This window comes from Aestuariispira insulae (genome assembly GCF_003385955.1).
Classification (GTDB): Bacteria; Pseudomonadota; Alphaproteobacteria; order UBA8366; family Aestuariispiraceae; genus Aestuariispira; species Aestuariispira insulae.
Window position 1 is genome coordinate 1123643 of the sequence record NZ_QRDW01000001.1, and the last position, 25955, is coordinate 1149597.

The 25955-nt window shown below is 57.0% G+C and carries 27 protein-coding genes; 11 read left to right on the plus strand and 16 right to left on the minus strand.

The annotated features are described in order from the left end of the window. Positions 1-101 precede the first annotated feature (101 nt). The gene (locus DFP90_RS05545; protein WP_115935376.1) at positions 102-1004 is read left to right on the plus strand and encodes a branched-chain amino acid aminotransferase; all 903 of its coding nucleotides are present in this window, start codon (positions 102-104) and stop codon (positions 1002-1004) included. An 85-nt stretch (positions 1005-1089) separates the two neighbouring features. Next, complete coding sequence (locus DFP90_RS05550; RefSeq protein ID WP_115935377.1) at positions 1090-1581, plus strand: YqhA family protein; 492 nt, start codon at positions 1090-1092, stop codon at positions 1579-1581. Here DFP90_RS05550 and DFP90_RS05555 read toward each other — a convergent pair. Further along, on the minus strand, positions 1578-2054 hold the full coding sequence (locus DFP90_RS05555; RefSeq protein ID WP_115935378.1) for an OsmC family protein: 477 nt from the start codon (positions 2052-2054) through the stop codon (positions 1578-1580). The two genes, DFP90_RS05550 and DFP90_RS05555, sit on opposite strands and share 4 nt — an antisense overlap. Positions 2055-2155: 101 nt before the next feature. Between DFP90_RS05555 and DFP90_RS05560 the strand changes: the two genes are divergently transcribed. Beyond that, positions 2156-3040, plus strand: a complete 885-nt coding sequence (locus DFP90_RS05560) for a LysR family transcriptional regulator (RefSeq protein ID WP_115935379.1) — start codon at positions 2156-2158, stop codon at positions 3038-3040. Between the two features lie 2 nt (positions 3041-3042). On the opposite strand, the gene DFP90_RS05565 is transcribed toward DFP90_RS05560, so the two are convergent. The 9 genes from DFP90_RS05565 to uvrB all read right to left on the minus strand — a co-directional run bounded on the left by DFP90_RS05565 (position 3043) and on the right by uvrB (position 12001). Continuing rightward, positions 3043-3507, minus strand: coding sequence for a GNAT family N-acetyltransferase (locus DFP90_RS05565; protein WP_115935380.1), 465 nt, complete (start codon positions 3505-3507; stop codon positions 3043-3045). 2 nt (positions 3508-3509) lie between these two features. Continuing rightward, positions 3510-3965, minus strand: coding sequence for a molybdenum cofactor biosynthesis protein MoaE (locus tag DFP90_RS05570; RefSeq protein WP_115935381.1), 456 nt, complete (start codon positions 3963-3965; stop codon positions 3510-3512). Positions 3966-3972: 7 nt separating this feature from the next. Continuing rightward, positions 3973-4224: a molybdopterin converting factor subunit 1 gene (gene moaD, locus DFP90_RS05575; RefSeq protein WP_115935382.1), complete on the minus strand. Its 252-nt coding sequence runs from the start codon at positions 4222-4224 to the stop codon at positions 3973-3975. Then, entirely contained in the window at positions 4221-5495 is a 1275-nt protein-coding gene (locus tag DFP90_RS05580; protein WP_115935383.1) for a molybdopterin molybdotransferase MoeA, read from the minus strand. Before DFP90_RS05580 ends, moaD begins: the two co-directional genes overlap by 4 nt. Further along, positions 5479-6006 (minus strand): molybdopterin-guanine dinucleotide biosynthesis protein B, encoded by a 528-nt coding sequence (mobB, locus tag DFP90_RS05585; RefSeq protein WP_115935384.1) that lies wholly within the window; start codon positions 6004-6006, stop codon positions 5479-5481. The genes DFP90_RS05580 and mobB overlap by 17 nt, the downstream gene beginning before the upstream one ends. Positions 6007-6053: 47 nt before the next feature. After that, a complete protein-coding gene (gene pgsA / locus DFP90_RS05590) occupies positions 6054-6605 on the minus strand; it encodes a CDP-diacylglycerol--glycerol-3-phosphate 3-phosphatidyltransferase (protein WP_115935385.1) in 552 nt (183 codons plus the stop codon). Positions 6606-6676: 71 nt separating this feature from the next. Then, positions 6677-8566, minus strand: a complete 1890-nt coding sequence (gene uvrC / locus DFP90_RS05595; protein WP_181905202.1) for an excinuclease ABC subunit UvrC — start codon at positions 8564-8566, stop codon at positions 6677-6679. A 418-nt stretch (positions 8567-8984) separates the two neighbouring features. Then, on the minus strand, positions 8985-9749 hold the full coding sequence (locus DFP90_RS05600) for an SDR family oxidoreductase (RefSeq protein ID WP_115935387.1): 765 nt from the start codon (positions 9747-9749) through the stop codon (positions 8985-8987). Positions 9750-9829: 80 nt separating this feature from the next. Beyond that, positions 9830-12001, minus strand: coding sequence for an excinuclease ABC subunit UvrB (uvrB, locus tag DFP90_RS05605; protein WP_115935388.1), 2172 nt, complete (start codon positions 11999-12001; stop codon positions 9830-9832). A gap of 120 nt (positions 12002-12121) precedes the next feature. Here uvrB and DFP90_RS05610 point away from each other — a divergent pair, with 120 nt between their 5' ends. Then, a complete protein-coding gene (locus DFP90_RS05610) occupies positions 12122-12841 on the plus strand; it encodes a sulfite exporter TauE/SafE family protein (RefSeq protein ID WP_115935389.1) in 720 nt (239 codons plus the stop codon). A gap of 217 nt (positions 12842-13058) precedes the next feature. Beyond that, positions 13059-15803, plus strand: coding sequence for a methyl-accepting chemotaxis protein (locus DFP90_RS05615; RefSeq protein ID WP_115935390.1), 2745 nt, complete (start codon positions 13059-13061; stop codon positions 15801-15803). Positions 15804-15873: 70 nt separating this feature from the next. Here the strand turns inward: DFP90_RS05615 and DFP90_RS05620 are convergent, their stop codons facing one another. Next, positions 15874-16710 (minus strand): EamA family transporter, encoded by an 837-nt coding sequence (locus tag DFP90_RS05620; protein WP_115935391.1) that lies wholly within the window; start codon positions 16708-16710, stop codon positions 15874-15876. Positions 16711-16878: 168 nt separating this feature from the next. Between DFP90_RS05620 and DFP90_RS05625 the strand changes: the two genes are divergently transcribed. From DFP90_RS05625 to DFP90_RS05650, 6 genes are all read left to right on the plus strand, one after another. After that, complete coding sequence (locus DFP90_RS05625) at positions 16879-18087, plus strand: pyridoxal phosphate-dependent aminotransferase (protein ID WP_115935392.1); 1209 nt, start codon at positions 16879-16881, stop codon at positions 18085-18087. 112 nt (positions 18088-18199) lie between these two features. Then, the gene (locus DFP90_RS05630) at positions 18200-18616 is read left to right on the plus strand and encodes a DUF350 domain-containing protein (RefSeq protein WP_115935393.1); all 417 of its coding nucleotides are present in this window, start codon (positions 18200-18202) and stop codon (positions 18614-18616) included. Between the two features lie 31 nt (positions 18617-18647). Then, positions 18648-19544: a trypsin-like peptidase domain-containing protein gene (locus tag DFP90_RS05635; RefSeq protein WP_115935394.1), complete on the plus strand. Its 897-nt coding sequence runs from the start codon at positions 18648-18650 to the stop codon at positions 19542-19544. A 14-nt stretch (positions 19545-19558) separates the two neighbouring features. Next, positions 19559-19900: a nuclear transport factor 2 family protein gene (locus tag DFP90_RS05640; RefSeq protein ID WP_181905203.1), complete on the plus strand. Its 342-nt coding sequence runs from the start codon at positions 19559-19561 to the stop codon at positions 19898-19900. Positions 19901-19991: 91 nt separating this feature from the next. Continuing rightward, complete coding sequence (locus tag DFP90_RS22665; protein WP_147300941.1) at positions 19992-20201, plus strand: hypothetical protein; 210 nt, start codon at positions 19992-19994, stop codon at positions 20199-20201. 319 nt (positions 20202-20520) lie between these two features. Further along, complete coding sequence (locus tag DFP90_RS05650; RefSeq protein ID WP_115935397.1) at positions 20521-22542, plus strand: elongation factor G; 2022 nt, start codon at positions 20521-20523, stop codon at positions 22540-22542. Positions 22543-22548: 6 nt separating this feature from the next. Here the strand turns inward: DFP90_RS05650 and DFP90_RS05655 are convergent, their stop codons facing one another. The 5 genes from DFP90_RS05655 to DFP90_RS05675 form a co-directional block, all read right to left on the minus strand. Beyond that, positions 22549-22911 carry a DUF4112 domain-containing protein gene (locus DFP90_RS05655; protein WP_115935398.1) on the minus strand — a complete coding sequence of 121 codons (363 nt, stop codon included), beginning with the start codon at positions 22909-22911 and terminating at the stop codon, positions 22549-22551. Positions 22912-23008: 97 nt separating this feature from the next. After that, a complete protein-coding gene (locus tag DFP90_RS05660) occupies positions 23009-23533 on the minus strand; it encodes a DUF4269 domain-containing protein (RefSeq protein ID WP_115935399.1) in 525 nt (174 codons plus the stop codon). Positions 23534-23557: 24 nt separating this feature from the next. Further along, a complete protein-coding gene (locus tag DFP90_RS05665) occupies positions 23558-24154 on the minus strand; it encodes a hypothetical protein (protein ID WP_115935400.1) in 597 nt (198 codons plus the stop codon). A gap of 55 nt (positions 24155-24209) precedes the next feature. After that, complete coding sequence (locus DFP90_RS05670) at positions 24210-25310, minus strand: class I SAM-dependent methyltransferase (RefSeq protein WP_218044574.1); 1101 nt, start codon at positions 25308-25310, stop codon at positions 24210-24212. Between the two features lie 116 nt (positions 25311-25426). Further along, positions 25427-25915 carry an Lrp/AsnC family transcriptional regulator gene (locus DFP90_RS05675; RefSeq protein WP_115935402.1) on the minus strand — a complete coding sequence of 163 codons (489 nt, stop codon included), beginning with the start codon at positions 25913-25915 and terminating at the stop codon, positions 25427-25429. Positions 25916-25955 lie beyond the last annotated feature (40 nt).

Below are 25955 nucleotides of genomic sequence, written 5' to 3' on the forward strand. Positions count from 1 at the left end.
GAGTCTTTTATAAGGCTCTGATTCCATTACCGTTTGATTAGAGAGTTATACCAGCTTTAACTGGCATAATGATAGCAACTTGTTAACCGGAGCACGCGACCATGGCGCTCATTCCTTTCGATGACCGGGACGGCTTTATCTGGCTGAACGGTGAAATGGTTCCCTGGCGGGATACGAAACTGCATATGCTGAGCCACGCGCTGCATTATGCATCCGCAGTATTCGAAGGCGAGCGGGTCTATCTCAATCATATTTTCAAGCTACGCGAACATACCGACCGCCTGATCAAATCCGCCAAGATCCTGGATTTCGAAGTGCCCTATAGCGCGGATGAGCTGGACCAGGCCACCCGGGATGTGGTTACCAAAAACGGCATCGTCGACGGCTATGTGCGCCCGATCGCCTGGCGCGGTTCTGAAATGATGGGGGTTTCCGCCCAGCAGTCCAAGATCAATGTCGCCATTGCCGCCTGGGAATGGCCGGCATATTTCACGCCGGAAGCCCGCATGAAGGGACTGCGGATGGCAATATCCGACTGGGCACGCCCGGCACCGAACACCGCGCCGACCGATTCGAAAGCGGCCGGCCTCTATATGATCTGCACGCTTTCCAAACATAAGGCCGAGCGCGAAGGCTTTGACGATGCGCTGATGCTGGACTATCGCGGCTATGTTGCCGAGGCCACCGGCGCCAACATTTTCTTCCTGATGGAAGACGGCAAGCTGCACACGCCGAAACCGGATTGCTTCCTCGACGGCATCACCCGACGCACCGTTATTGATCTGGCCCGTGCCAACGGTTACGAGATCGTCGAGCGCCATATCAAGCCGGAAGAAATGGCCGGGGCTTCCGAAGCCTTCCTGACCGGTACCGCTGTGGAGGTAACCCCGATTCAGTCGATCGGCGACTATAGATTTACCCCAGCCACCTGCTGCAAAACCTTGATGGAAGCCTATGACGCGGAGGTCCGCAAAGCGGGTCGCACCGCCCAGGCGGCTGAATAAGCCCCATTAAGATCAATCCGTTGCAAATGACAACACCGGCCCTATCATGGGCCGGTGTTTTTCTTAATTGCTGAGCCGACATTCTATGAAGCATATCCTAAAACTGCGTTATCTAAGCCTGCTGGCATCGATCTGTTCCTTTGCCGGGTCAGCCTTCCTTTTCTATCTGGGCGCATTCAAGACCTATAAGGCGATCAGCAATTTCTTCCATCAGACGCCCCCGCCGGAGCATTTCTCGCATCTGGCTGATGGCGAACGCGCCTTGGTTGGCATTGTCGAAGCGGTCGATACTTTTCTGTTTGCCCTGGTATTGCTCATTTTCGCGGTCGGAATCATCCGGATCTTCATTCTCGAACCCGACGCGGAAGAAGAACATAATGGCGCAAAGCCCTGGTGGCATGTGGGCAATACCACGGAATTGAAAGCCACCCTGCTGGAAATCATTGTGGTGATGCTGGCCGTGATCTTCCTGAAGGTCATCCTGATCGACCAGATCAATTGGGAATTGCTGGTGATTCCGATCGGCGCCGCCATCCTGGCCGGGGTTTATTGGATCTTCCGCAAGGCGGGGCATTAAGCCCCGACTTGGATCTCCGGTGCATGACTGACCGGGAAATTCACCGAATTGGCGATAAAGCATTTGGCATGGGCTTCCTTATGGAGGTCCATTGCTTTTTGCGGGTCTCCCCCTTCCTTAATCGTCACGGAAGGATGCAGGACCACAGCGGTGAAATGGCCGCCCCCGTCCGACGTTTCAGCCATTGTGCCTTCCGCCCGATCCACATAGTCAAGAATTTCAATACCATTCACCGTGCAAAGATGCAGATACCACAGCAAGTGGCAGGTCGAGAGCGAGACGACCAACATCTCTTCGGGGTTATGCAACGTCGGATCGCCCAGGAAACTCGGGTCGGACGCTCCGCGAATCGGGGCCTTGCCCTCAATCTCGATAAGATGCTCCCGGGAATAGCTGCGGTAATCGCGCTTTTCCGGATGGGTCCAGCCCCCGGTCCAGGTTACCTGTGCCTGATAATTGTGAGTTTTTCCCATGGATCGTGCTCCTTAATTTGTGAACCGGGGCTACAGGTACCAGAAACTCAACATCAAAGAAATTCGTAGATTTTGCATTCTTTTCATGCATATTTGCATGAATGGACAATTGGGATGATCTTCGCATATTTCGCACGATTGCCGAACAGGGCAATCTGACCGCCGCCAGCCGGGTTCTTGGCCTGACCCAACCCAGCGTCGGCAGGCGTCTTGCCGCCTTGGAGCATAATCTGGGGCAGGATCTTTTCCTGCGGCTAGGGCGGCAGTGGAAATTGACCGAACTGGGCCAGGCCTTGATGAAGGACACAGGCCGCATGGCCGAAGCGGCCCAGGCCATTAAGAGGCGGATCGCCGCCCATGACAATCAGTTGAGCGGCACCGTGACCATCACCAGCACCGAAGGCCTGGGCGCTTTCTGGTTACCGCAGCGGCTGGCTGCCCTGGCCAAAGACTATCCCAGCCTGACCATTGAAATCCGGCCGGAAAACCGATTGGTGGATTTGGCGGACCTCCAGGCAGATCTGGCTTTGCGGTTCAACCGGACGGAAGATCCGTCCGCGATCGCCCGTCCGTTCGGGAAACTGCGTTACGGTCTTTTTGCCAGTCCGGGTTATCTGAAATCAAACGGTGAACCGGTCCGGGAAAGCGATTTGAGCAAACATGCCTTTGCCGGCCATACCGACCGCTACGCCCATATGCCTGATATGCAGTGGATGCTGGATCGGCTGCCTAATACTGTCTTCCGGATGCGCAGCGATTCCGCCCTGACACAGGCGTCTGCTGTGAAAGCCGGTCTGGGCATCGCCGCCCTGCCTTGTTACCTGGCGGAGGCGATCGGCGGCATCGAACGCGTCCTGCCTCAAACAGAGCTGCCGGGCAGGCCGCTTTATCTGACCGCCCATATGGATTTGCGCCACAGCGCCAAAGTGGATCTGGCCTGGCGTTTCCTGCTCTCACAGGCGGAAGCAGACCCCCATATCGCCTAATGTTACAGATTAAGCCGCATCATCGGGCCGATTTCCTGAAAGCCCTGGCGCACATAAAAATTGGTCGCCCGTTTGCCACTCTCCCCGCCCGGTGAGTTTAATTCCAGACAAGACCAGCCCCGACGTTTGGCCAATGCACGCGCCTCTTCAATCATGCATTCCCCCACCCCTTGCGAGCGGCAAGCGGGATCGACGAAAAACTCCATAATCAGGCCAAAACGCCCCTTGGCAAACAGAGCCATGATCTCCGTGACCGTGACCATCGCCACCAGCTTGTTGCCGGGCCCATAGCCCAGAAGGGCGGTAAAGGTCGGGTCTTCCTCAAACAGCTGATGACAGGTCTGGCGCACTTCTTCATCGGTCACAGGCGGCTTGCCCTGATAAAGCTCGTCCAGCAATTCATAAGCTTTGATCGCCACCAGATCCGCATGATGGGGACCGGCCTCGACTATCTTCAAATCCAACATGTCTATTTATTCCATCGCTCCGCGGCGCTATCATCGCTCGCGCGCGCTTGAACCCAGTTTTCCTCGCCTGAACGGTCTTCTTCCACCTTCCAGAAAGGCGCTTTGGTCTTCAGCCAGTCGATCAGAAAATGGCAGGCCTCAAACGCCGCCTCCCGATGGGCGCTGGCCGCCGCAACCAGCACAATTCTGTCGCCGGGCAATAATCGCCCATAACGGTGAATGATCAGGGTCTGTTCCAGAGGCCAGCGTTGATTGGCTTCCGCTTCGATCTCGAGCAGCATTTTTTCCGTCATGCCCGGATAATGTTCCAAAGTCATGGCGGAAACACCCGCATCCCCATGGATATCCCGCACCAACCCGGTAAAGGAACAAAGCCCGCCGATTCCCGGATTGCCTTCTGTTAAGGCATCCAGTTCCCTGCCGATATTGAAATCCTCACGCTGCACCCGGACCGCCATTGCTTCATCAGCCCCCGGTCACCGGTGGGAAGAACGCCACTTCATCACCCGCAGTTACCGCCGCATCCCAATCGGCGAATTCCTGGTTCACTGCTACCTTGATGGCAGTCATGTCCTGGAAGGCATCGGCATAGCCCTGGCCGCGAGCCACCAGCCAGTCCACCAGTTGCCCCGCAGTGGCCACCGTATCCGGCACATCCAGCTGCTCTTCGCCAACGCCGATTTTCTGACGCAGCCAGGCAAAATAGAGAACTTTCATGCTAATAGCTCCTTAAACGGCAGGAAACGGACCATGTCTCCCTCCTTTACGTGGGTAATCTCTTCGCTTAAGTCAATGAAACCATCCGCGCCAGACAGGGAAGAGAGGATTGCAGCCCCGCTGCCACCATATCGATGGACAGCAATCACCTGGTCGTGCGCATCACGCACCAACCGTGCCCGGATAAACTCCCGGCGCCCCTCTTTTTTCTTATAGTCAAACCCCGCCGGTGCCTTGAACCGCGGCATTGCCGTCTGCGCCCGGCCGGAAAGGCCGAAAATAACCGCGCGGCCGAGCAGAAGCAGTGTTGTAAATGCCGCAACCGGATTACCCGGCAGTCCGATCACCGGCACATGACGGTTCCCCGGCGCCCGAATCTGGCCCAGCCCCACCGGACGGCCCGGTTTGATCGCCAGGCGCCAGAAATCCAAACGGCCCAACTCTTCAATCACCGAACAGAAATGATCTTCCTCACCGACAGACATGCCGCCCGAACTCACCAGCAGATCATGCGTTTGCGCCGCGCCGGACAAAGCGTCCCGGATTTTTTCCGGCTGATCGGGCAGAATGCCCAGATCCGTAACCGCACAGCCAAAGGATGACAGGATCGCCATCACCATATGGCGGTTGGCATCAAAGATGCCGCCTTCCGGCAGTTCCGAACCGGGATCAAAGACTTCATCCCCACTGGAGACAACCGCGACCTTCAAAGGTTTATAAAGCGTCACCGATGTCAGGCCCTGTGCCGCAAGCAAAGCGATCTCTGCCGGCCCGATCTTCATGCCCTTGGCCAGGATGACCTGACCGGCCTGAACATCTTCTCCAGCCGATCGCCGGTTCGCGTCCTTCTTGATGCCGGGACGAATGCGGACAAATCCTTCCGCCTCGTCACAATCCTCCTGCATCATGACGGTATCAGGCCCCAAGGGCATAGGGGCCCCGGTGAAGATCCTTACCGCCTGGCCCGGACACGCCGCTCCTTCAAGAGGGTGACCGGCTGTAACCCGCCCGACAACCGGCAGCCGGGTTTCTTCATCCGCGTTCAGGTCTGCATGATAAACCGCATAGCCATCCACGGCGGAATTATCCACGGGCGGCACATTGCGTACCGCGATCACATCTTCGGCAAGGGTTCGCCCCTGAGCTGCCAGAAGTTCCGCCGTTTCCACCGCCACCACACTCTCAAGTCCTGCCGACAGCCGCGCCAGCGCCTGATCCAGCGGCTGAAGCGCGTCACCAGCCTGAAAGCAATCGTCACTCAGCTGCGCCACGATTTCCGTCCTCGGCCTGCAAGGCCATATGGTCCATGATAAAATCCGCGATCGTCGGCACATCATTCAGATCCAGCACCGGCCGGCCATCCACTTGGCAGTCCTCGTCGGATGCCACCGCAACAATATGGGGGTCCTTTTCCGCCAGTATCGATTTGCCGGTGCTGGGCCGGTAAACCTCCAGTTTCGGATGGCTACCGAATTTAAACCCTTCGACCAGCAACAGATCCACGGGTTTCATCACCGCGATCAATTCCTCCAGGCTCGGTTCCGGCGCGCCGCGCAATTCCCGCATCAGGGCAAAGCGATTCGCTGAGGAAACCATGACCTCCGACGCGCCCGCCTGGCGATGCTCAAAAGAATCCTTTCCCGGTTTATCCACATCAAAATTATGATGGGCATGTTTGACGGTGGAGACCTCCAGGCCACGGGATATCAATTCCTGGATCAATTTCACCGCCAGGGTGGTTTTTCCGCTGCCGCTCCATCCGGCCAGGCCAAACACTTTCATGCCATGCTTCTCCGATCACCGGCCGGGCCACACTGCCCGCCCTTTCTTCATTTCATGTGCCGCAAACCGGCCCAAAGATAATCCATGCCCGTCACCACCGTGAGAACGGCCGCCACCCAAAGCAGGGACAAGCCGATCAGCGGGGCATGCAGGGTTGCGGGCGCGGCCGATCCGACCACCAGGAAGCCGAGTGCCACCAGTTGGATGGTGGTTTTCCATTTGGCCAGTTTGGTCACCGGCACACCGACCTGAACCTCGGCCAGAAACTCACGCAGGCCTGAAACAGTAATTTCCCGCAACAGGATCACAAGGGCGGCCACCACATGATAGCTGGCGATATCGCCCTTAAAGACCAACATCAGAATAATGGATGCCACCAACAATTTGTCGGCGATGGGATCCAGGAACCGCCCCAGTTTCGAAACCTGATTCATTGAGCGTGCGGCCAGCCCGTCAAAATAATCCGTAATCCCGGCCAGAACATACAGCCCAAATATCGTCCAGCGCACCAGGGGACCGTCATAAAAAAACAGAATGACGATCGGCAGGATGACGATTATCCGCATCAATGTCAGCAGATTGGGCAGGCTGGTCAGCATATAACTTCGGTCCCGGATACAGTAATTCCTGTGTTTTGTAGCGGTTGACTGTGGCTGTTGCAACGGCCTGATCAACTGTCCGGGTGGAAAAAGCCATAGATTTTCTTCGCCACCGCCTGGGAGATCCCCTCCACTTTTTCCAAATCCGCCAGCCCCGCGCGCGTGACCGCCTTGGCTGAACCAAAATGCATCAACAGGGCCTTCTTGCGCTTGGCTCCGATACCGGGGATCTCATCAAGCGGATTGACCGCCATATCTTTCTTGCGTTTGGTCCTGTGCGTGCCGATGGCAAAGCGATGGGATTCATCGCGCAGCCGCTGGATGAAATAGAGAACCGGGTCACGCGGCTCCAGCATGAACGGCGCCTTTCCCGGCAGGTGCAGGCGTTCGCGCCCTGCATTGCGCTCCGGTCCCTTGGCCACCCCCAGCAAGGCAATCTCACCGGTCAGGCCCAGCTCTTCAAATACCTCTTCAGCAACCGCCAACTGACCGGCTCCGCCATCCACAATCACCAGCTCCGGCCAGCTGCCATCATCCCGGTCGGGATTTTCCTTGATCGCGCGTGAGAACCGGCGGGTCAGCACTTCACGCATCATCTGATAATCATCGCCGCCATGCTCACCCACCGCCTTGCCAGCGGTTTTGATATTGAATTTTCGATAGGCGTTTTTCATGAATCCATCAGGTCCGGCCACAATCATCGCGCCAATGGCACTGCTGCCCTGATTATGGCTGTTATCATAGACCTCGACCCGGTTGAGCACGGTATCAAGCCGGAGTTTTTCCGCCAAACCGTCCAGCAATTTCCGCTGGGAGGCGCTTTCCGCCAGCTTCCGGCCCAACGCGTCCCTGGCGTTGTTCAGCGCATGATCAAGCATCTTGCGTTTGTCACCGCGTGCCGGCTTGATGATCTGGACCTTCCGGCCAACCCGCTGCGACAGCGCCTCTTCCAACAATGCCTGCTCATCTGGGAGCACATTTGTCAGGATCAGCGGCGGCGACGGTTTGTTATCGTAAAACTGCCCGATGAAAGAAGCCAGAACCGTGCCCGGCTCCACCTGCTTGTCGTGGCTTGGAAAATAGGACCGGTTGCCGTTGTTGCGCCCGCCCCGGAAAAAGAAAACCTGGATACAGGTCTGGCCGCCCTCGAAATAAAGCGCCATCACATCCGCATCGCTGACCCCTGCCATATTGATATCCTGATGGGACTGGATCTGGGCCAGCGCCTGGATACGATCACGATATTCCGCCGCCTTTTCAAAATTGAGATCATCGCTGGCTTCCTGCATTTTCTTGGCCAGTCCCGCATGGATTTCCGAACCGCGTCCCTGCAGGAAGGCCTTGGCCTGGGCCACGGTGACCGCATAATCCTCGCGGCTGATGAAATCCACACAGGGCGCGGAACAGCGTTTGATCTGATATTGCAGACAGGGTCTGGTCCGATGGGCAAAAACACCATCGGAACAATTGCGTAACAGGAAGGTCCGCTGCAGGGCGGTGATCGTCCTGTTCACAGCCGCCGCCGAGGCAAAGGGCCCGAAATAATCCCCTTTTTGATCGCGGCTTCCCCGATGCTTAATCACCTGGGGATAATCATGGTCTCCGGTGATCAGGATATCCGCAAAGGTTTTGTCATCGCGCAGCAGCACATTGTAGCGTGGCTTCAGCTTCTTGATCAGATTGTTTTCCAGCAGCAGCGCCTCAACCTCGGTATGGGTCACGATGAATTCCATCGTTTCGGTCTGGGCGATCATGCGCTGGATCCGGATCGGCAGCTTGGCGGGCCGGGTGTAGCTGGCCACCCGGTTGCGCAGATTATTGGCCTTGCCGACATATAAAACGTCACCGGCATGGGTCAGCATGCGATAGACCCCGGGCGAGGTTCCAAGCTTGGCTAAATAGCGTTTGATAACCTCAACCCCGGTGGCTAGCCGTCCTCCGGCGGGGGGTTGGGTACGCATGGTGATTTGATCTTCATTCATTCGAATTACGGAACGTGCCTTACCTAAATAGGAGCGCTTCTCACTGTGAATCCTGTCAAGTATATTCTACCGGAATAACAATCCACCATCTCTGTGGATAACCTTATGGAAAACGGGGTGACAAACATCCGACTCCAAGGGATTCCTTGCCTTTAAAGCAAACTGCCTAAATTTTAACCACTTTTTTCTAAGTTATTGAAAATAAACATTTTAAATAAATTTCAAGATGACGATTATGTTAAACGACCTCTCAATTTATACTCAGCGGCACTAAAATAGAACGGAAGGAGCACGTTGTGCAAAAGTGAGACGGGATTCTTCTTAAACCCCTTGGAATCACAGGGGTCTATCCTGTCAATATGGATCAGGGAATTTTTTCTGCACCCCCGTTTCATGATCATTCCTTGGGGACAAAACCATTCTCCGGCTGTGCCCATCCCAGATGTTCTCCGCCATCAACTGCTATCATCTGCCCGGTCATCGATCCGGCCCCGGCCAGAAACCGGACCGCCTGGCAAATATCCGACAGCTCGGTCTTCCGCTGCAACGGCAAATGGCGCCATTGTTCATCAAAATCATCCCCGATCTGACGGACATTCGGCAGGGTCGGTCCCGGCCCGACCGCATTCACCCGGATCTTGGGTGCCAGCGCCAAAGCCATGGTCCGGGTCAGGGTCCACAGGCCCGATTTCGCCAGGGTGTAGGACATGTAATTGGGCGTGAGATTCCAGACCCGCTGGTCAATGATATTCACGATCGCACCGGGCAAATCTTTGCCAAGTGCTTCGGCAAAGGCCTGCATCAGGAAAAACGGCGCTTTCAAATTGGCCGTCATATGCCGGTCCCAGCTTTCCGGGCTCACCGTGTCCCAGTGATCATCCTCAAACAAAGAGGCATTATTGACCAAAAGCGTGACCGCCCCCATCGCCGAGGTTGCCTGCTCTAACAGCGTGCCCGCACTGTCCTCGGCCAAAAAGTCGGCTTGAAAGGCCAAAGCTTCACCGCCCTGGTCACGAATAGCGGTGACAGTTTTTTCCGCCCCTTCCGCCGAACCGTTATAATGAACCGCCACCCGATATCCGGCCGTTGCCAGATCCAGGGCAATCGCCTGCCCGATACGGCATCCGGCCCCGGTCACAAGTGCGCATTTCTTTTCAGTCATTCGGCTTCATCTTTTATTCAGTGCAACTGGCCGGCAGCAAAACAGGATTCGCCGGCTCTGTCCCGGCATTATTTCCGCGGTTATCTACGCCGGCCCTTCCCGTGCGGTTTACGGCCTTTGGATTTTTTGCCCCGGGGCAGCACTCCGGTCGGCATATTGCCGATCTTGACCGCAATCGAGCTTTCAATCGGTGCCGCATCGGCTGGCATGTCCAGATCATAGGCTTCCAGCCGCTTGAGCTCATCGCGCATGGCGGCTGCGGTTTCAAATTCCAAATCCGCCGCCGCTTCCTTCATGCGTTTTTCCAGCTCTTCCAGATAGGTCTTCAGATTCATGCCCACCAGATGGCCCAGCTCCGGATTGCCGGTTTCAACCGTCATATGATCCTTTTCATAGACACTATCCAGAATATCGCCGATGGATTTCTTGACGCTTTCGGGGGTGATGCCATGTTCGGCATTATAGGCCTGCTGCTTTTCCCGGCGGCGGTTGGTTTCGCCAATGGCATATTCCAGCGAATCCGTCATTTTGTCCGCATAAAGGATCACCCGCCCTTCGACATTCCGCGCTGCGCGGCCAATGGTCTGGACCAGCGATGTCTTGGACCGCAGGAACCCTTCCTTATCTGCATCCAAGATGGCAACAAGCGCGCATTCAGGAATATCCAGCCCTTCACGCAGAAGGTTGATCCCGATCAGAATATCAAACGCACCCAACCGTAAATCCCGGATAATTTCGATCCGCTCCAGCGTATCCACATCGGAATGGAGATAGCGCACCCGCAGGCCCGCCTCGGTCATATATTCAGTGAGATCCTCTGCCATACGCTTGGTCAGGGTCGTGACCAGCACCCGGTTATTCTTGGCCGCCATCTGATGGCATTCTTCCAACAGGTCATCCACCTGGCTGGCAGTTGGCCGGATCACACAGACTGGATCGATCAGGCCGGTCGGGCGCACAAGCTGTTCGGTGAAGACACCACCCGTCCGGTCCATTTCCCAATCACCCGGCGTGGCGGAAACAAAAACCGTCTGCGGGCGCATGGCTTCCCATTCCTCAAACTTCAGCGGCCTGTTATCCATGCAGGACGGCAGGCGGAAGCCATAATCGGACAAGGTCGACTTTCGGGCAAAGTCACCGCGGTACATGCCCCCCACCTGCGGCACGGTCACATGGCTCTCATCCACAATCAGCAACGCGTCATCGGGCAGATATTCAAACAGGGTCGGCGGCGGCTCCCCTGGATTGCGGCCTGTCAGGTAACGGGAATAGTTTTCAATGCCGGCACAGACACCGGTTGCCTCCAGCATCTCCAGATCAAACATGGTGCGCTGTTCCAGGCGCTGTGCCTCCAGCAGCTTGCCCTGGTCATTTAACTCCGCCAACCGCAGCTTCAATTCCTGTTTGATCAGTTTGCCTGCCTGCTGAAGGGTCGGACGCGGTGTTACATAATGGCTGTTGGCATAAATCCGCACCTCCTCCAGGCCGGCGGCGCGCTCCCCTGTCAGGGGATCAAATTCATCAATGGCATCCACTTCATCGCCAAAGAAGGAGATGCGCCAGGCGCGGTCTTCCTGATGGACCGGAAAAACTTCCAGCGTATCGCCGCGCACCCGAAAGGTGCCACGCACGAAATTATTGTCATTGCGCTTATATTGCAGTTCCACCAGCTGACGCATCATGTCGCGGGTTTCCACCTCGTCTCCGACCGAAAGCGGGATCACCATCTGGCTGTAGGATTCCGGCGAACCGATACCGTAAATGCAGGAAACCGAGGCCACCAGGATCACATCATCCCGCTCCAACAGGGCGCGGGTGGCGGAATGGCGCATCCGGTCGATCTGTTCGTTGAGAGAGGATTCCTTTTCCACATAGGTATCCGTGCGCGGCACATAGGCTTCCGGCTGGTAATAGTCGTAATAGGAGACGAAATATTCCACCGCGTTATTGGGAAAGAAGGATTTCATCTCGCCATAAAGCTGGGCCGCAAGCGTCTTGTTCGGTGCCAGGATCACCGCCGGGCGCTGCACCGTCTGGATCACATGGGCCATGGTGAAGGTCTTGCCCGACCCCGTCACCCCCAGCAGCACCTGATCGCGCTCACCATTGCCAAGGCCTGCCACCAATTCCTTGATCGCATTGGGCTGGTCGCCGGCCGGTTTAAAATCCGACTGCAGGTCAAAGGCCTTGCCACCTTCGGTCAGTGGCCGTTCCAGTTTGGTTGGGATAAGGATTTCGCCTGTGGCGGTCATGGTTTCTTTCCTGCTGGTGCGGTCCGGGCGGAAACGATACTGTCTCTTTTCAGTTAATGGCACCCTCGCCCGGTGGCAACCCCAAAATGTTATCCAAATGTTCTCAAAAATTCAAACCCCATGAGTGAAGCCCATCTGCTCTTCGTTCTCTTGGCGGCAGCCGGCTCCCTGATTTCCGCCGTCTTCGGTTTTGGAACAGCCATCATCCTGCTTGCAGGGGGCGCACTGTTTTTGCCGATACAGGAATGTATTGCCCTTTCGACAATCATCTTTGCCGCCAATACATTGAACAAAAGCTGGATCCACCGCCGCCACATCGATTGGCGCCTCACCATCCAGATGTCCCTGGTCAGTCTGCCCTTTGCCTGGCTTGGGGCTGAATTAATGGTCCAAGTGCCCGTTGACTGGTTGCGGCGCGGACTGGCAGCCATTGTGATCCTGCATATCCTGCTGCAGTTTCTGAAAAGCCGGCCGTCCTTCACCCCTAAACTGCCCGCCGTGATCGGTATTTCGGGTCTTTATGGATTTCTGTCCGGGCTGATCGGCACCGGCAATATCATCAAGGCCCTGTTCCTGGACCGCGCCGGTTTCGAACGGCAATCCTTTGTCGGCGTGATGGCCGCGACCTCCGTTCTCGCCAATGCGGGAAAGCTGTATTCCTATAGCCTGTCGGGCCTGTTCGGCCCACAGCATTTGCTACCCGCATTCGCCCTCTTGGCGGTCAGCGTGGTCACGACCCTTGCCGGACGCCATCTGCTGACACGGATATCTGGACAGCAATTCAAGATCGGCCTGCGCCTGATTTTGTTGGTCGTTGCCGTTAGCCTTTTGGTAACATAGAAAAAATATGATCATTTCCCGGTTTTGGCACGGATGGGGAACCGGCCGACCGGATGGGAAAGATACCATTCCCAGAAATATGTCGGTCCAATACAATTATTTGACGCAAATTGGACCAAGCACCGCTAGGATATGTCCGAGGGTGATAAGAAGGCCTTAAAAAGGTCATGAATAAAGGAGGCAAGCACCGCCGTAGCGGTCGCTGAAGGGAAACAGTATGAACGCAGAATCGAGCCGCGCCGAGGCGGAAGAGTCTCTTGGCACCAATGAGCAACCTGATCCGGTGACAAACGAACAAGCCGAAACAGAGCTCCGTTTGGGGGATTCTTTCACAGACGAAGAAGCCGTAATGGCACCTTCCGGAAATGAAGAAACCAAGGCCTCCGGAAACAGCGCATTTTGGCACCGGATCCAATTCAAGCTGATGGCAGCCATGGCCGTCATCGCCGGCCTTGCGGTCTTGACCAGCCTGTTTGGCATCACTTCTTTTAACGATATCGAAGACGGTTTGCTGAGCGTGACCCGCGACGGGGTCCCGACCATGTCGGTTGCCCAGGAACTGTCCCGCGACAGCTTGGCCCTCGCGTCAGCCGCCCCGGAACTGAATGCCGCGCAAAACCAGTCCCAACGCGAAGCGGTCTACAACGACATGACCACACGCCTGGGCGTGTTGCAAGGGTTGCTGAACCAACTGCTGGACCGCGAGGTCAATCCCGAAAAAACCGCCTCCCTGCAAAAACTGCTGGATGAAGTCGGCGGCAACCTGGAAAACCAGAATAACCTGGTTCAGGCCCGGATTGATGAAGGCCAGAAACGGCGCAGCCTCTCGCTCGAAATTGAAAAGACCCGTGTGGAGCTGCAAAAGCTGTTGCAACCGATGATTAATGAACGTGGTGAATGGATGGCCAAGACCGCCACCGAACTGGCGGAAAGCTCAGGCAACGAAACCATGCAGCTGACCACTGGCACATCGGCCATCCTGACCGAGACCTTCTCGCTCAAGGATAAGGCAACCAACGCCTATTATGTGTTGCTGCTCGCTGCCGAGGCTCCGGACATCACGGCGTTGGAAGCCCACGAAATCAATTACATGATTTCCAGCCTGTCGCTGTCTTCCGCCCTGCTCACCATTCAGGACGAAGCGCTGAAGGAGAGCCTGAAACGGCTGGTGGACCTGGGCAGTGAAAGCGAAAGCATCCTATCCATTAAACGCAGAATTCTCGAAACCCAGGCCAATGGCGGCAATACGGACGAAGACGAAAAGGCGATCGCAAACCTTTTGGAAGAGCTGAATGCGCTCAAACCCAAACTGATGGGCGCACTGGATGAACAGATCCGTGTTTCCCGAGGCGCCCTCCTGAGCGGCGGACGCGATCTTAGGACCGCGCTCGACAACGGCCTGACCACTCTGGTCCTCAACGGCGCGGAACAGACCCGTGATTTGATGGAGGCCGCCGCGGCAGCGGATAATATGGCCTCGCTGCTGTTGAAAGAGGGAAAAGCCGAAACCGGCGACGAAATTGAAGCTTTTTCAACAGAGTTCGATCAGGCTTGGAAAGACGCGCAGGAAAATCTCAACGAAATGCGCGATAAGGATGCGGCAAGCAAGGTCAAACCCCTCTTTGACAAACTGGCCGCCTACCGGGCCGGTGACAACAGCATCGGTAGTGTCCGCAAATCCGAACTGGCCGCTGTCGCCGATGCGGAAGCGATCCTGACCCAGAATGCCGAATTGTCCAACCGGATCGTGGCAGAGCTGGAAGATTTTGTTTCCACCTCTCTGCAGGATACCAATGTCCTGTCTCAGGAAGCTGAGAGTGTGTTGAATTCAGGCCGCCAGAAACTGATCATCGCGGCCATCGTCAGCGTAGTGGTCTCCGTTCTGATCGCCTGGCTTTATGTCGGGCGCAATGTGGCCGCCCGTCTGATCCGCCTGACCGGTATCACCCAGACCATCGCCGATGGCGACCTGACCGTGCGCCTGCCACGCGGAGGCCGGGATGAGATCACTCAATTGGCCGATGCGGTCCGTGTTTTCCGCGACAATGGCCGGGAGATGGAGCAAATGCGGGCCGAACAGGCCGAGGCAGAGGCCCGGACCGAAGCCGAGAAACAAGCCGCCATGCGCAAACTGGCCGATGATTTCGAAGGTAGCGTGAAAGGCATTGTCGACCAGGTGGCCAGCGCCACAGGCAATATGCGCAAAGCCGCTCAGGCCATGTCGGACCTGGCCAACAATACCTCCAGCCATGCGACCACAGTGGCAGCGGCCGCAGAAGAAACCTCGGTTAATGTGGAGACAGTCGCTTCCACCACGGAAGAACTGATCAATACCAGCCAGACCATCGAACAGCGCGTCAGCCATTCCAGCGATGTGGCCAAACGGGCGGGCGAAGAGGCCGAGCATACCTCCAATCAGGTATCCAGCCTGGCGGAGGCCGCCCAGAAGATCGGCGAGGTCGTGAACTTGATTTCCGACATTGCCGAACAGACCAATCTGCTGGCCTTGAACGCCACCATTGAGGCAGCGCGGGCCGGGGACGCGGGCAAAGGCTTTGCGGTTGTGGCCAACGAAGTGAAAAGCCTGGCCAACCAAACAGCCAAAGCGACTGAGGAAATCTCGCAACAGGTGAGCAGCATCCAGCGGGCCACCGGGGATGCGGTCAATGCGATCCAGGAGATCACTGTGACCGTCAAGGAAGTGTCCGACATGTCGCTGGAAATCACCCGGTCCGTCCAGGAGCAGAATTCTGCTACCCAGGAAATCGGCCATAACGTGCGCCAGGCCGCCGCCGGTACTCAGGAAGTGTCCGAAACCATCACCACCGTGACAAAGGCGGCCGGTGAAACCGGCGGTTTTGCCAATGACCTGTTGAACACGGCCGAGGAACTGGCCGGTCAGGCCAGCGCCCTTGGCCAGGAAGTAGACCGGTTCCTTTCCAATGTACGCGGTTCCAACTAAGCCGTTCCAACAATATCGTGACCAAAGCCGGGAAGATTTCTTCCCGGCTTTTTCTTTTCCTGGATGTTCGCTAGGCTGGCCAACTCAGGATCACGATGCCAACCACCACAATCACCGATGCCGCGATCCGGCGCGTCCCCATGGGCTCGCCCATCAACAGGGTTCCGATCAGGGCGGCAAACACGACCGAACTTTCCCGGATCGCGGAAACCCCGCCCATATTAGCCTGCCCCAGCCCCCAGAGTACCCCGCCATAGGCAAGCCCGGCAATGGCCCCAGCCGGCACCGCCTTTGGCAGCAGGTCCCGGCAAAGCCCCGGCAGTTTTCGGCCATGAAAATAAAACCCCAAGGCCACGGTACCAAGGCCATCGCCCAGCAATACCCATGCGGCAAAAGTCGCCGCCTGTTCCACCGCGCGCACGCCCATGCCGTCAAATACCGTGTAGGCCGCGATGATCAAACCGGTCAGGGCCGCATAGCCAAGTCCGCGGATCGTGGCATTTGCCTTGCGGCTGATGAACCCCATCAGGCCGATGCAGACCAGGCCGACCCCGATCAGCTGATTAGCGGTCGGCTCCTCACCCGCCAGCAGCAGCGCCAGGATCAGAACCGCTACCGGGGCCACACCGCGAGCCACGGGATAGGCCAGGCTGAGATCGCCATGCTCATACATTTTGATCAGGCCCAGCTTGTAAACCACATGAAGCAAAGCCGCCGGCACCAACCAGGCCCAGGCCGCCGCCGTCATTGGCGCGGTGAATGGAATGATCGCCGCACAGATGACACCCATCGTGCCATACATGACCGCCAGCATGGCGACCCGATCACCATTGACCTTCAACAAGGCGTTCCAGGAGGCATGCACAACCGCGGAAATGAGCAGTATCAGGGTGACGGTCAGGGTCATTTATGCGCTTTCCAGGGTGAACTGATGCCTGATCAGCATAGAAATTGTGCCGAAAATGGCGAAATAGCGGGCGTTGCTGCGTTGAACCGCTGCGGGCGGGACTGTATTGTTGCGCCGCCTCTCCGACAACCGTTCTTGCACAAGAATGCCCGAGAAAAAGGAAACGTCATGTCCATTCTGGCCGACCGCCTGTCCAATGTTAGTCCTTCCCCCACTGTCGCCATCACGGCCAAAGTCGCTGAGCTGAAAGCCGCCGGACGCGATGTTATCGGCCTGAGCGCCGGCGAGCCGGATTTCGACACCCCCGCCCATATCACCGCGGCCGCGAAAAAGGCCCTGGACGAGGGTAAGACACGCTATGTGGCCCCGGCCGGCATCCCGGAACTGCGTAAGGCCATTTGTGACAAGCTGAAGCGCGACAATGGCCTGGATTACACGCCGGACATGGTTTCCGTCGGCTGCGGCGGCAAACAGACCATCTATCACGCGCTGACCGCCACCATGAATGATGGCGACGAAGTTCTGATCCCCGCCCCCTATTGGGTCAGCTATCCCGATATCGTCGCGCTGTTTGGCGGCAAGCCGGTCATCATCAACTGCGCCCAGGATAATAACTTCAAATTGACCCCGGACCAGCTGCGCGCCGCAATCACGCCGAAAACCAAATGGCTGATCCTGAACAGCCCGTCGAACCCTACCGGTTCCACCTATTCCGCGGACGAGTTGAAGGCTTTGGCCGCCGTCCTGCTGGAACCGGGGCATGAACATGTCTGGGTCATGACCGATGATATGTATGAATTTCTGGTCTATGACGGTTTTGAATTTACCACCATCGCCCAGGCCGAGACGCGCCTGTTTGACCGGACCCTGACCCTGAACGGACTGTCCAAAGCCTATTGCATGACCGGCTGGCGCCTGGGCTATGCGGCAGGTCCCAAAGACCTGATCAAGGCGATGAGCATGCTGCAGAGCCAGTCCGCGACCTCCGCCACAACTTTTGTGCAATGGGCGGGTGTCGCCGCCTTGAACGGTGACCATGGTTTCATCGCGGAACATAACAAGGTTTTTGTCCAGCGCCGCGACCTGGTGGTGGAAAAGCTGAATGCGATTGAAGGCATCACCTGCCTGAAACCGGAAGGGGCCTTTTATGTCTATCCCTGCGTTGAAGGCCTGTTGGGCAAGAAGACACCGGATGGCAAAGTGATTGAAACGGATGAGGATTTTGTCTCCTACATCCTGGAAGCGGAAGGCGTTGCCGCCGTTCAGGGGGCGGCTTTCGGCCTTTCCCCGCATTTCCGCATTTCCTACGCAACCGCTACAGATCTGCTGGAAGAAGCCTGTGCCCGCATTAAACGGGCGGTCGACGCGCTGACCTGATTGCGGCACTGGCAAAACTGACATTTGGCGATCCGTCGCATGTCCTGTTATGAAGAAGGAGGTCCATTCGGGCCTCCTTCTTTTTTGTCCCGACAGCGAGTATTAAGATCCGATGTTTGACGCCCTACTGATGTCCTTCCTGAATGGCTTGCCAAATCTGTTGATGCATTATGGCACCACCTTGGCCATCTTGGCCGCCGGTATCGCCATCTATGTCCGGGTTACACCCTATCCGGAAATCAAGCTGGTCAAGGAAGGCAATATGGCGGCCGCCATCTCATTGAGCGGCGGCATTCTTGGCATCGCCATCCCGCTGGCCGCCGCCATGTCGCCCAGCGTGCATCCGGTGGAGATCCTGATGTGGGGCGCGGTTGCCCTGCTGGTCACCCTGACCGTTTATTGGATTGCCGATCATCTGTTCAAGGAAATCCCCAAACGGATTGAGGAGGGAGACTGCGCCGCCGCCCTGGTGATGAGCGCCATCAAGCTTGCCACCGCCATCATCCTGGCCCCGGCTGTGGCCGGCTGATCCGCACCGCAACCGGGGAACTCCAGATCAGATGAAACGCAATTCCTTTTTGATCATTGGTGCATGGGGCCTGATTGGTATCGGCTATCTTTATTTCCTGCCGCAAATGCCGGAAACGTCACAGCCCATGCCCCATGGCCCGCTGCCCAAGCCCCGGGTGGTCAACCCGGCCCCTATACCGCCGCCCTCGTCGGAAACGGGCCGGGAAACCTGGCCGGCCCTGGATGACATGGGCGAGGTGGCCGTGCGGGTCGGACCGCGTCAAAATGCGGTCGGCACCGCTTTTGCCGTGGGCGAGGACGGGGTCTGGATCACCGCCCGGCATGTGATCGACGGCTGCAGCAAGGTCGGCCTGGCCATCGGCAGGGATGTGCCTGGCCAGCAACGCCGTTTCACCCGCGCCGACGATTTCAAATGGCACCCCAATGCGGACATCGGCATCATAACCAGCAAATCCAGCGGCCCCCGGCTGGAAATCAAGGATGGTCGCTTTGATGCAGGCCTGAGCGGTTATCACTTCGGCTACCCCCAAGGCAAACCGGCGGCGGTGCGCTCTCTTCTGATCGGCCAGACCCGTCTGCGCAGTGACGGGCGCTACAGCACCCGGGAAAAGGCCCTGGTTTGGGCATCGAGCGAACGCCGACCTGCCTTTACCGGCACATTGGGCGGGATCAGCGGCGGGCCCGTTCTGGATGGAAACGGCCAGGTGATCGGTGTCACAGTGGCCAGCTCCAAACGCCGGGGACGCATCATCACCACGACCCCCGACACAATGCGTGACATGTTGGCCAGAGGCCGTCATCCGACACATCCCGGCAGCAGCAGAAAGCTCTGGCAGGCCAGCATCGACAAAATTAATTTTGATGCGGTCGGACAACAGGCCCGGGATGAAATGGCCGTCACCCAAGTGGCCTGCGTCGCTGAATGAAAATAGGGAAAAGCATGACACCGGAAGAAATCGCCCAGGCACAGCTGGATGCCTACAATGCCCACGACCTTGAGGCTTTCTGTGCCTGCTTCCATGAACACGTCACCGCGGAATTATTGGTCAGTGGCACGCAGATGCTCAGCGGCATGGAAGAATTCCGCAAACTTTATGCAAGGCGCTTTTCCAATCCCAAGCTAAAAGCCTGGGTGAAACATCGGATCACGATTGGCAATGTGGTCGTGGATCATGAGGAGATCCTCGGCCTGTCTGATGACGGACCAGTCGAGGTGATCGCCATTTATGAAACCGAAGGCACTAAGATCCGCAAGGTCCGCTTCATTCGCGAGGATATCTGAAAACCGCCCCCGACTGATCTATTCAAGCGTATGATTTTGCGATATTCTTTTATCAAGATCGATTAAACACCAACAATCATGCGGGTGACCGGTGTCTGATATCCTTCCCCAGCAGCGCCTTCTTCTCGAGCTTCTCGTCATGTCCGGCGATATCGCCGTTGCCGATGATCTGGACGGCACTATCCTGGAACGCACCCTGCAGGAATGTGAGCGAAAAGGCTGGGTTACGCATAAACGCTTCGGGGCCGGCTTTAACAAAACCAGCATCACATCTGCCGGGCGCGACGTGATTAGACGTTAATAGCGCCACCCGCCTCATCTTGGCCGATTCTTTTTTCTTGCGATTCAGCCCATCCCTTGCAACGATTAATTCCCCGGTCGGCATCCAGTGCCACCGGATATGAATCGCCCGATCAAGAGGCGCGACCGACTGTCATATCAACCGATGGTGCGTGTCGCCGGACAGGGCCCGCAAGTACCGGCCGTTAACAGATATCGTTCTATGAACGGTATCAGCCGCCAGCCCGTAAAACGGGGCTGACCAGAAAAACCCAGTATCGTCACGCCGGTAAAACGGACCAGGAACCGACCACGGACCATCCTTAAGGAAGGAGGTCCTCATGCCGGGAAGTGCTCTCACCAGCCCCCGGGTCGTCACACTTGTCGGCCCGTATCTCTCCGGAAAAACAACTTTGATGGAATCCATGCTGCATGCCAGTGGCAGTCTTCACCGACGCGGATCCGTCAAGGATGGCAACAGCGTCGGTGACCCCGCCCCGGAAGCACGCGCCCACGGTATGAGCATCGAGATGAATCTGGCGCGCACCAACCATATGGGCCAGGACTGGACCATCATCGACTGTCCCGGCTCCATCGAGTTTTCCTATGAAGCGCAATGCGCCTTGATGGTGACCGACATGGCCATCGTCGTCTGCGAGGCCCAGCCGGACAAGGTGATGACCCTGGCCCCGCTGCTGCATTTCCTGGATGCCAACCGCATCCCCCATGCCATTTTCCTAAACAAATTGGATCACACCACCCTACCGATCGCCGAGATCCTGGAAGGGTTACAGGCGGTCTCTGAACGGCCGCTGGTCCTGCGCGAAGTCCCGATCCGGGAGAATGAAGAAATCACCGGCTATGTGGACCTGGTCTCAGAACGCGCCTACGCCTTTCAAGAAGGCAAGCCCTCGAAACTGATCCAGATGCCGGATTCAATGCTCGACCGCGAAGCCGATGCCCGTCAGGAGATGCTGGAAAAGCTCGCTGATTTCGACGATGGCCTGCTGGAAAAACTACTGGAGGATGTCACCCCCTCACCGGAAGAGATTTTTCAACAGTTTGAACAGGATCTGGGCAATGACCTGATCGTGCCGGTCTTCCTCGGGTCCGCAGAACATAACAACGGCATCATCCGCCTAATGAAGATGCTGCGCCATGATTGTCCGGGGGTGGAAGCCACCGCCGATCGGCTGGGCGCATCCAAGGAACAGCCTTTGGCCCAGGTCTTCAAGACCCACCATCTGCCCCATATGGGCAAGATCTCGCTTGCTCGGATTTGGCGCGGGACGCTCAAAGAGGGCGACATGATGGGCGATTTGAAAATGGCCGGGCTTGCCCTTATGACCGGCCATGACCTGGACAAAACCACCCAGGCCAGGGCCGGTGATATTGTCGCCATCGCCAAACTGGACCCGGTCCGGACCGGCGATGTGATCGGGGCAAGCGGCGTCCTGAAGGATGCCATGCTCTGGCCCGACGCGCCCAAACCGGTCTATGCCACCGCCATCGCCACATCCAAACATGAAGATGAGGTCAAACTATCCACCGGCCTTTCCAAACTGGCGGAAGAAGATCCCAGCCTGGCCACCGAAACGGAAGACAGTACCCACCAGCTGTTGGTCTGGGGCCAGGGCGAACAGCATCTGAAGATTCAGCTGGAAAAGCTGGTCCGGCAATATCACCTGGAAATTGATCAGGAAAAGCCGGAGGTGGCCTATAAGGAAACCATACGTGCATCCATCTCCCAGCATGCGCGGCACAAGAAACAATCGGGCGGCCATGGAGAATTTGGCGATGTGCATCTGGAGATCAAACCCCAGCCGCGCGGCAGCGGCTTTTCCTTCGACAACCGGATCGTCGGCGGTTCAGTACCCAAGCAATATATCCCCGCAGTCGAACATGGGGTGAAGGATTTCCTTATTCGGGGCCCTTTGGGTTTTCCGGTGGTTGACATCGCCGTCACTCTGACCGACGGCCAGCATCATAATGTGGACAGTTCCGATATGTCCTTCCGCAAGGCCGCCGCCCAGGCCATGCGCCAGGGCACCCCGCAATGCGACCCGGTCCTGCTGGAACCGATCTATGAGGTCAAAATTTCCGTTCCCAATGATTTCACCTCCAACGCGCAGACGATCCTGTCCAAACGGCGCGGCCAGATACTGGGCTTTGACGCCAAATCCGGCTGGACCGGCTGGGATGAGGTCACGGCCTATCTGCCGCAAAGCGAGATGCAGGACCTGATCATCGAGATCCGCTCCCAAACCCAGGGGGTCGGCTGGTTCGACTGGGATTTCGCCCATTTGAGCGAACTGACCGGCCGCCTGGCCGATCAGGCGATCACGGAGCGGCAGGGGGATTGAACATCATCAGCCGGGCAGGAAATCCTGTCCGGCTGTTTCAAGATAGCGCTCCAACAGCCGGACATTCTTGAGATTGGCCTTCCAGGCGATATCGAAAAAGTCACCTACCAAGGGGATAAGGCCGATCAGCCAGTCGATCGCGATATTGATCGCCATGCGAAAAATTAACCATAAAGGCGCACCGGCCCGGCGCGACTGGTAGAGGATCCAGAGCGAACAGGCCAGCATGGCCGTATCCCCAAAACCGGGTATCAAGCCGATCAAACCGTCCATGCCAATATGGAACGGGGTCAGCGGAATGCGGAACCGCCGGTCGAGCCATTCCGCCACCGCCCGGGTTCTTTCAAGCCGTTTCAACTGGGATGCCATGCCGCCCCTTCCATCATTTTTCCCACCACAGTTAGATTGGGATGATCCTCTCCGGATGCAATGGCATCTGCGACCAGCCTTGTTTGGCCGCCCTCCGCTATGCCCCGGCTGACCGCTCAACCAACTCGACCAGAGCGCCATCCGTCATTGTTTCCAGTGTTAACAGGGATTGATAGGGGTCACCCGCCAATCGTAACCGATCGGCAAAGGCGGGCTCGGTCTTCTGGCCCGACAATTTCCGTTCCCGGATTTCCGCCCGAAGGCCTGGCACCAGATCCAGCAGACGCTGTTCAATCCGGAAATGCCGCACGCCCATCTGCCGGTCTGTTGGCAAGGACTGGCAGAATAACTCGATTTCCCAGTCACGGACGATGAAAGTGGCCACCACCGCGGGCGGATCAATATGCCCTGGCGTTCGAATGGCAAAACCGGCCTCTGAGGAAAACACATCTGTCACGTAGTCCGAAAAGGCCGACAGGGAGCCGGAGGAGCAGGCAACATCAATATCACTGCCCGGGATATCAATGCCCAGCGGCGGAGTGCCGATCAGGACCGGTGAAAACCGGGCCAGCCGGTCAAGCAGGCGAGTCTCCTGCAATACAAGGATATGGGGCTGTTTCATTCTTCAACGAAGGCGCGCGTTCTGTCAGTCCATCTTTTCATAAACACGCTGATAGAGCTTTTCGATCATGGCGTTGGCGATATTCAGTTCCGCCTTGAGGGATTCCAGGTTGATCTCGTTATAAATGTCATATTCACCGACCAGGTCAAAGCCGGTTTCATTCAGCGCTGCCAGCATGGCATCCTGCTGCCATTCGCTCAAGGTGCGTCCGCCCTGAAACTCGTCATAAAGGGAGGGGTCGGCCACCGCGGAGATGATGACATCAATTAACTGAGCGCTGGTATCACCGCTGTCATAGAGCCCCAGTTTCAGAGGCGACTGATCGATGATGCGCGTGCATTGTTCCAGCGCTTTTTCCAGGCAATCCCGGATCACATCGGCGCGGTCACTGGAGATATCCGCCGCCAGCAGGCTTTCCACCAGTTTCTGAATGATCCGGGTTTCGGTTTTCTGCACGCGGAGCATCTGCCTTGTATCGTCCTTCTGGCGGTCAAATTCCAGCTCGATCGCCCGGACGCAATGATCCAGGGTGAAAAGCTCGTTCAACTCCGCCGGTTTTCCCAACACCTTTTCATAAAGCGCCAGTACAGATCGCTCGAGATCTGGATTGTCCGTGGTCATGCTGCCTCCCCGGGGCGCTGCCCCCTGGATTGATGCCTGTTGAGAAGGTTCTTTGTCATTTCATGATCTCCAGCCGGATCATCTTGGCTTCCTGCTCCTGCAGACTTTTCAGCCGGTCAAAATGATGGGTTGCCTGTTCATTCAGAAACTTCTTGGACGCGCTGTCCATGCTGCGGTCCTGGAACAGCTTCGTGGCCTTGCCCCAGCCGTTGGTGATGCGGGTCTGATAGTCACGGGTGATATTCTTGGTGCCGATCACCTTCAACCCGCATTCTTCAAGGATTTTTTTATAAAACCGTGCCGAGAGAACCGGTGCCAGGAACCCGTCGAGGCGCGCCATATAGGGCGCATGGCCTTCCGAGGATTGTGTCAGCGCATCCACCAGAACCATCTTGCCGCCCACTTTCATGGAATTGGCGATCGCCTGGAGCACTTTTTGTTTTTCCTCAATATCCTGCATGCCTTCCGCCGCACAGACATAGTCATATTGCTCTTCACCGAAATTGGCACGGTTCGGATCAAAATGCCGGACCTTGCCGCTGGATTTGTCGACCAGATTCTGGCTTACCTCATAACCGGTGCAATCCGCCTGATGATAGGTTTCCAGGAATTTATTCAGCCGCCCGTCACCGGCAAACACATCCAAGACCTTTTTATGCGGGTCCATGCCCTGAATGATCGGCTCTAAGATCTCGATCGCCCCATTGATGCCGCCCGGCGTGCGCGAGGCCGCCCCCCACAGATGCGTCATCAAGGCGCCATCATCAAGATTTTGAATGGGTGACTTGTCATCCTTGAGGCCTTCTTCCGCCTCCCCCAGTTCCTTGGGCGTCAGGCGTCTGGCCTTGGGCAGGTTGGGGTCGGGTCTAGGCGCTGCACCGCCGGAACCTTTGACCTTGGCTGAAGGACCGCCGGAAGCCTTCGCACTTTGTCCCTGTTTCGCGGTTCCCCCCTTGCCGCCCGGTGGCGGTTCCTTGCCAACCGGCTTCCGGATCTTGACCTTGCGCGCCCGATCCTCGCCACTGCGAACCACCAGATCCGCCCCGCGCCACCAGGCCATCAGCTTCTTGCGCACGCCGATGGAACCGCCTTCAACGACCATTTCCGATCGTTCGGTTTTCAGCTTAGAAGCCATTTTCCCCAGGATCTTTTTCATGGAATGTGCTGTTGATCCATTTCTCTCGGGCGTGCCGCCAGGCGGCTGGAAGCCAAGCATAACATGGTCTTCAAATATTTGAAATCATTTGCCCAATCCTCTGCTCGCGCCCAAAATTAGACGTCTGGAAAAACAATTTCAGGCCAGCTTTCCGTCACTCCGGCCTGGTTTGGCCGTTCCAGATAGGTGGAGAGGACAACAAAGGTGCTGGTGGAAACCACCTGCGGCGTCATATAGAGCTGCCCCAGCAACGATTCCAATGCTTGGGAGTCCCGGGTGCGCACCTTCATTAGCAAACAGGTACTGCCCGCAACCGCATGGATTTCCTCCACTTCCGGAAAGCGGGTCAACGCCATCAGGCGCTGGCTTTTACCCCAACCACGGGTGCTGACCTGAACAAAAGACAAAAGCGGCTTTTCCACCGCGTCACCGCTCAGCCGGACGGTGGTGCCCAGGATCACACCATCTTTTTTCATACGCTTGACGCGTTCATGCACCGCTGGCGCCGATAACCCCACCTGTTCCCCCATCTGGGCATAGCTCTGGCTGGCATCCTCAACCAACGCACTTAATATTTTTCGGTCAAAATCGTCCAAGGGACGCATTTTCCACCCTTTCTGCTGAATAGCATCTGTATTTAACAAA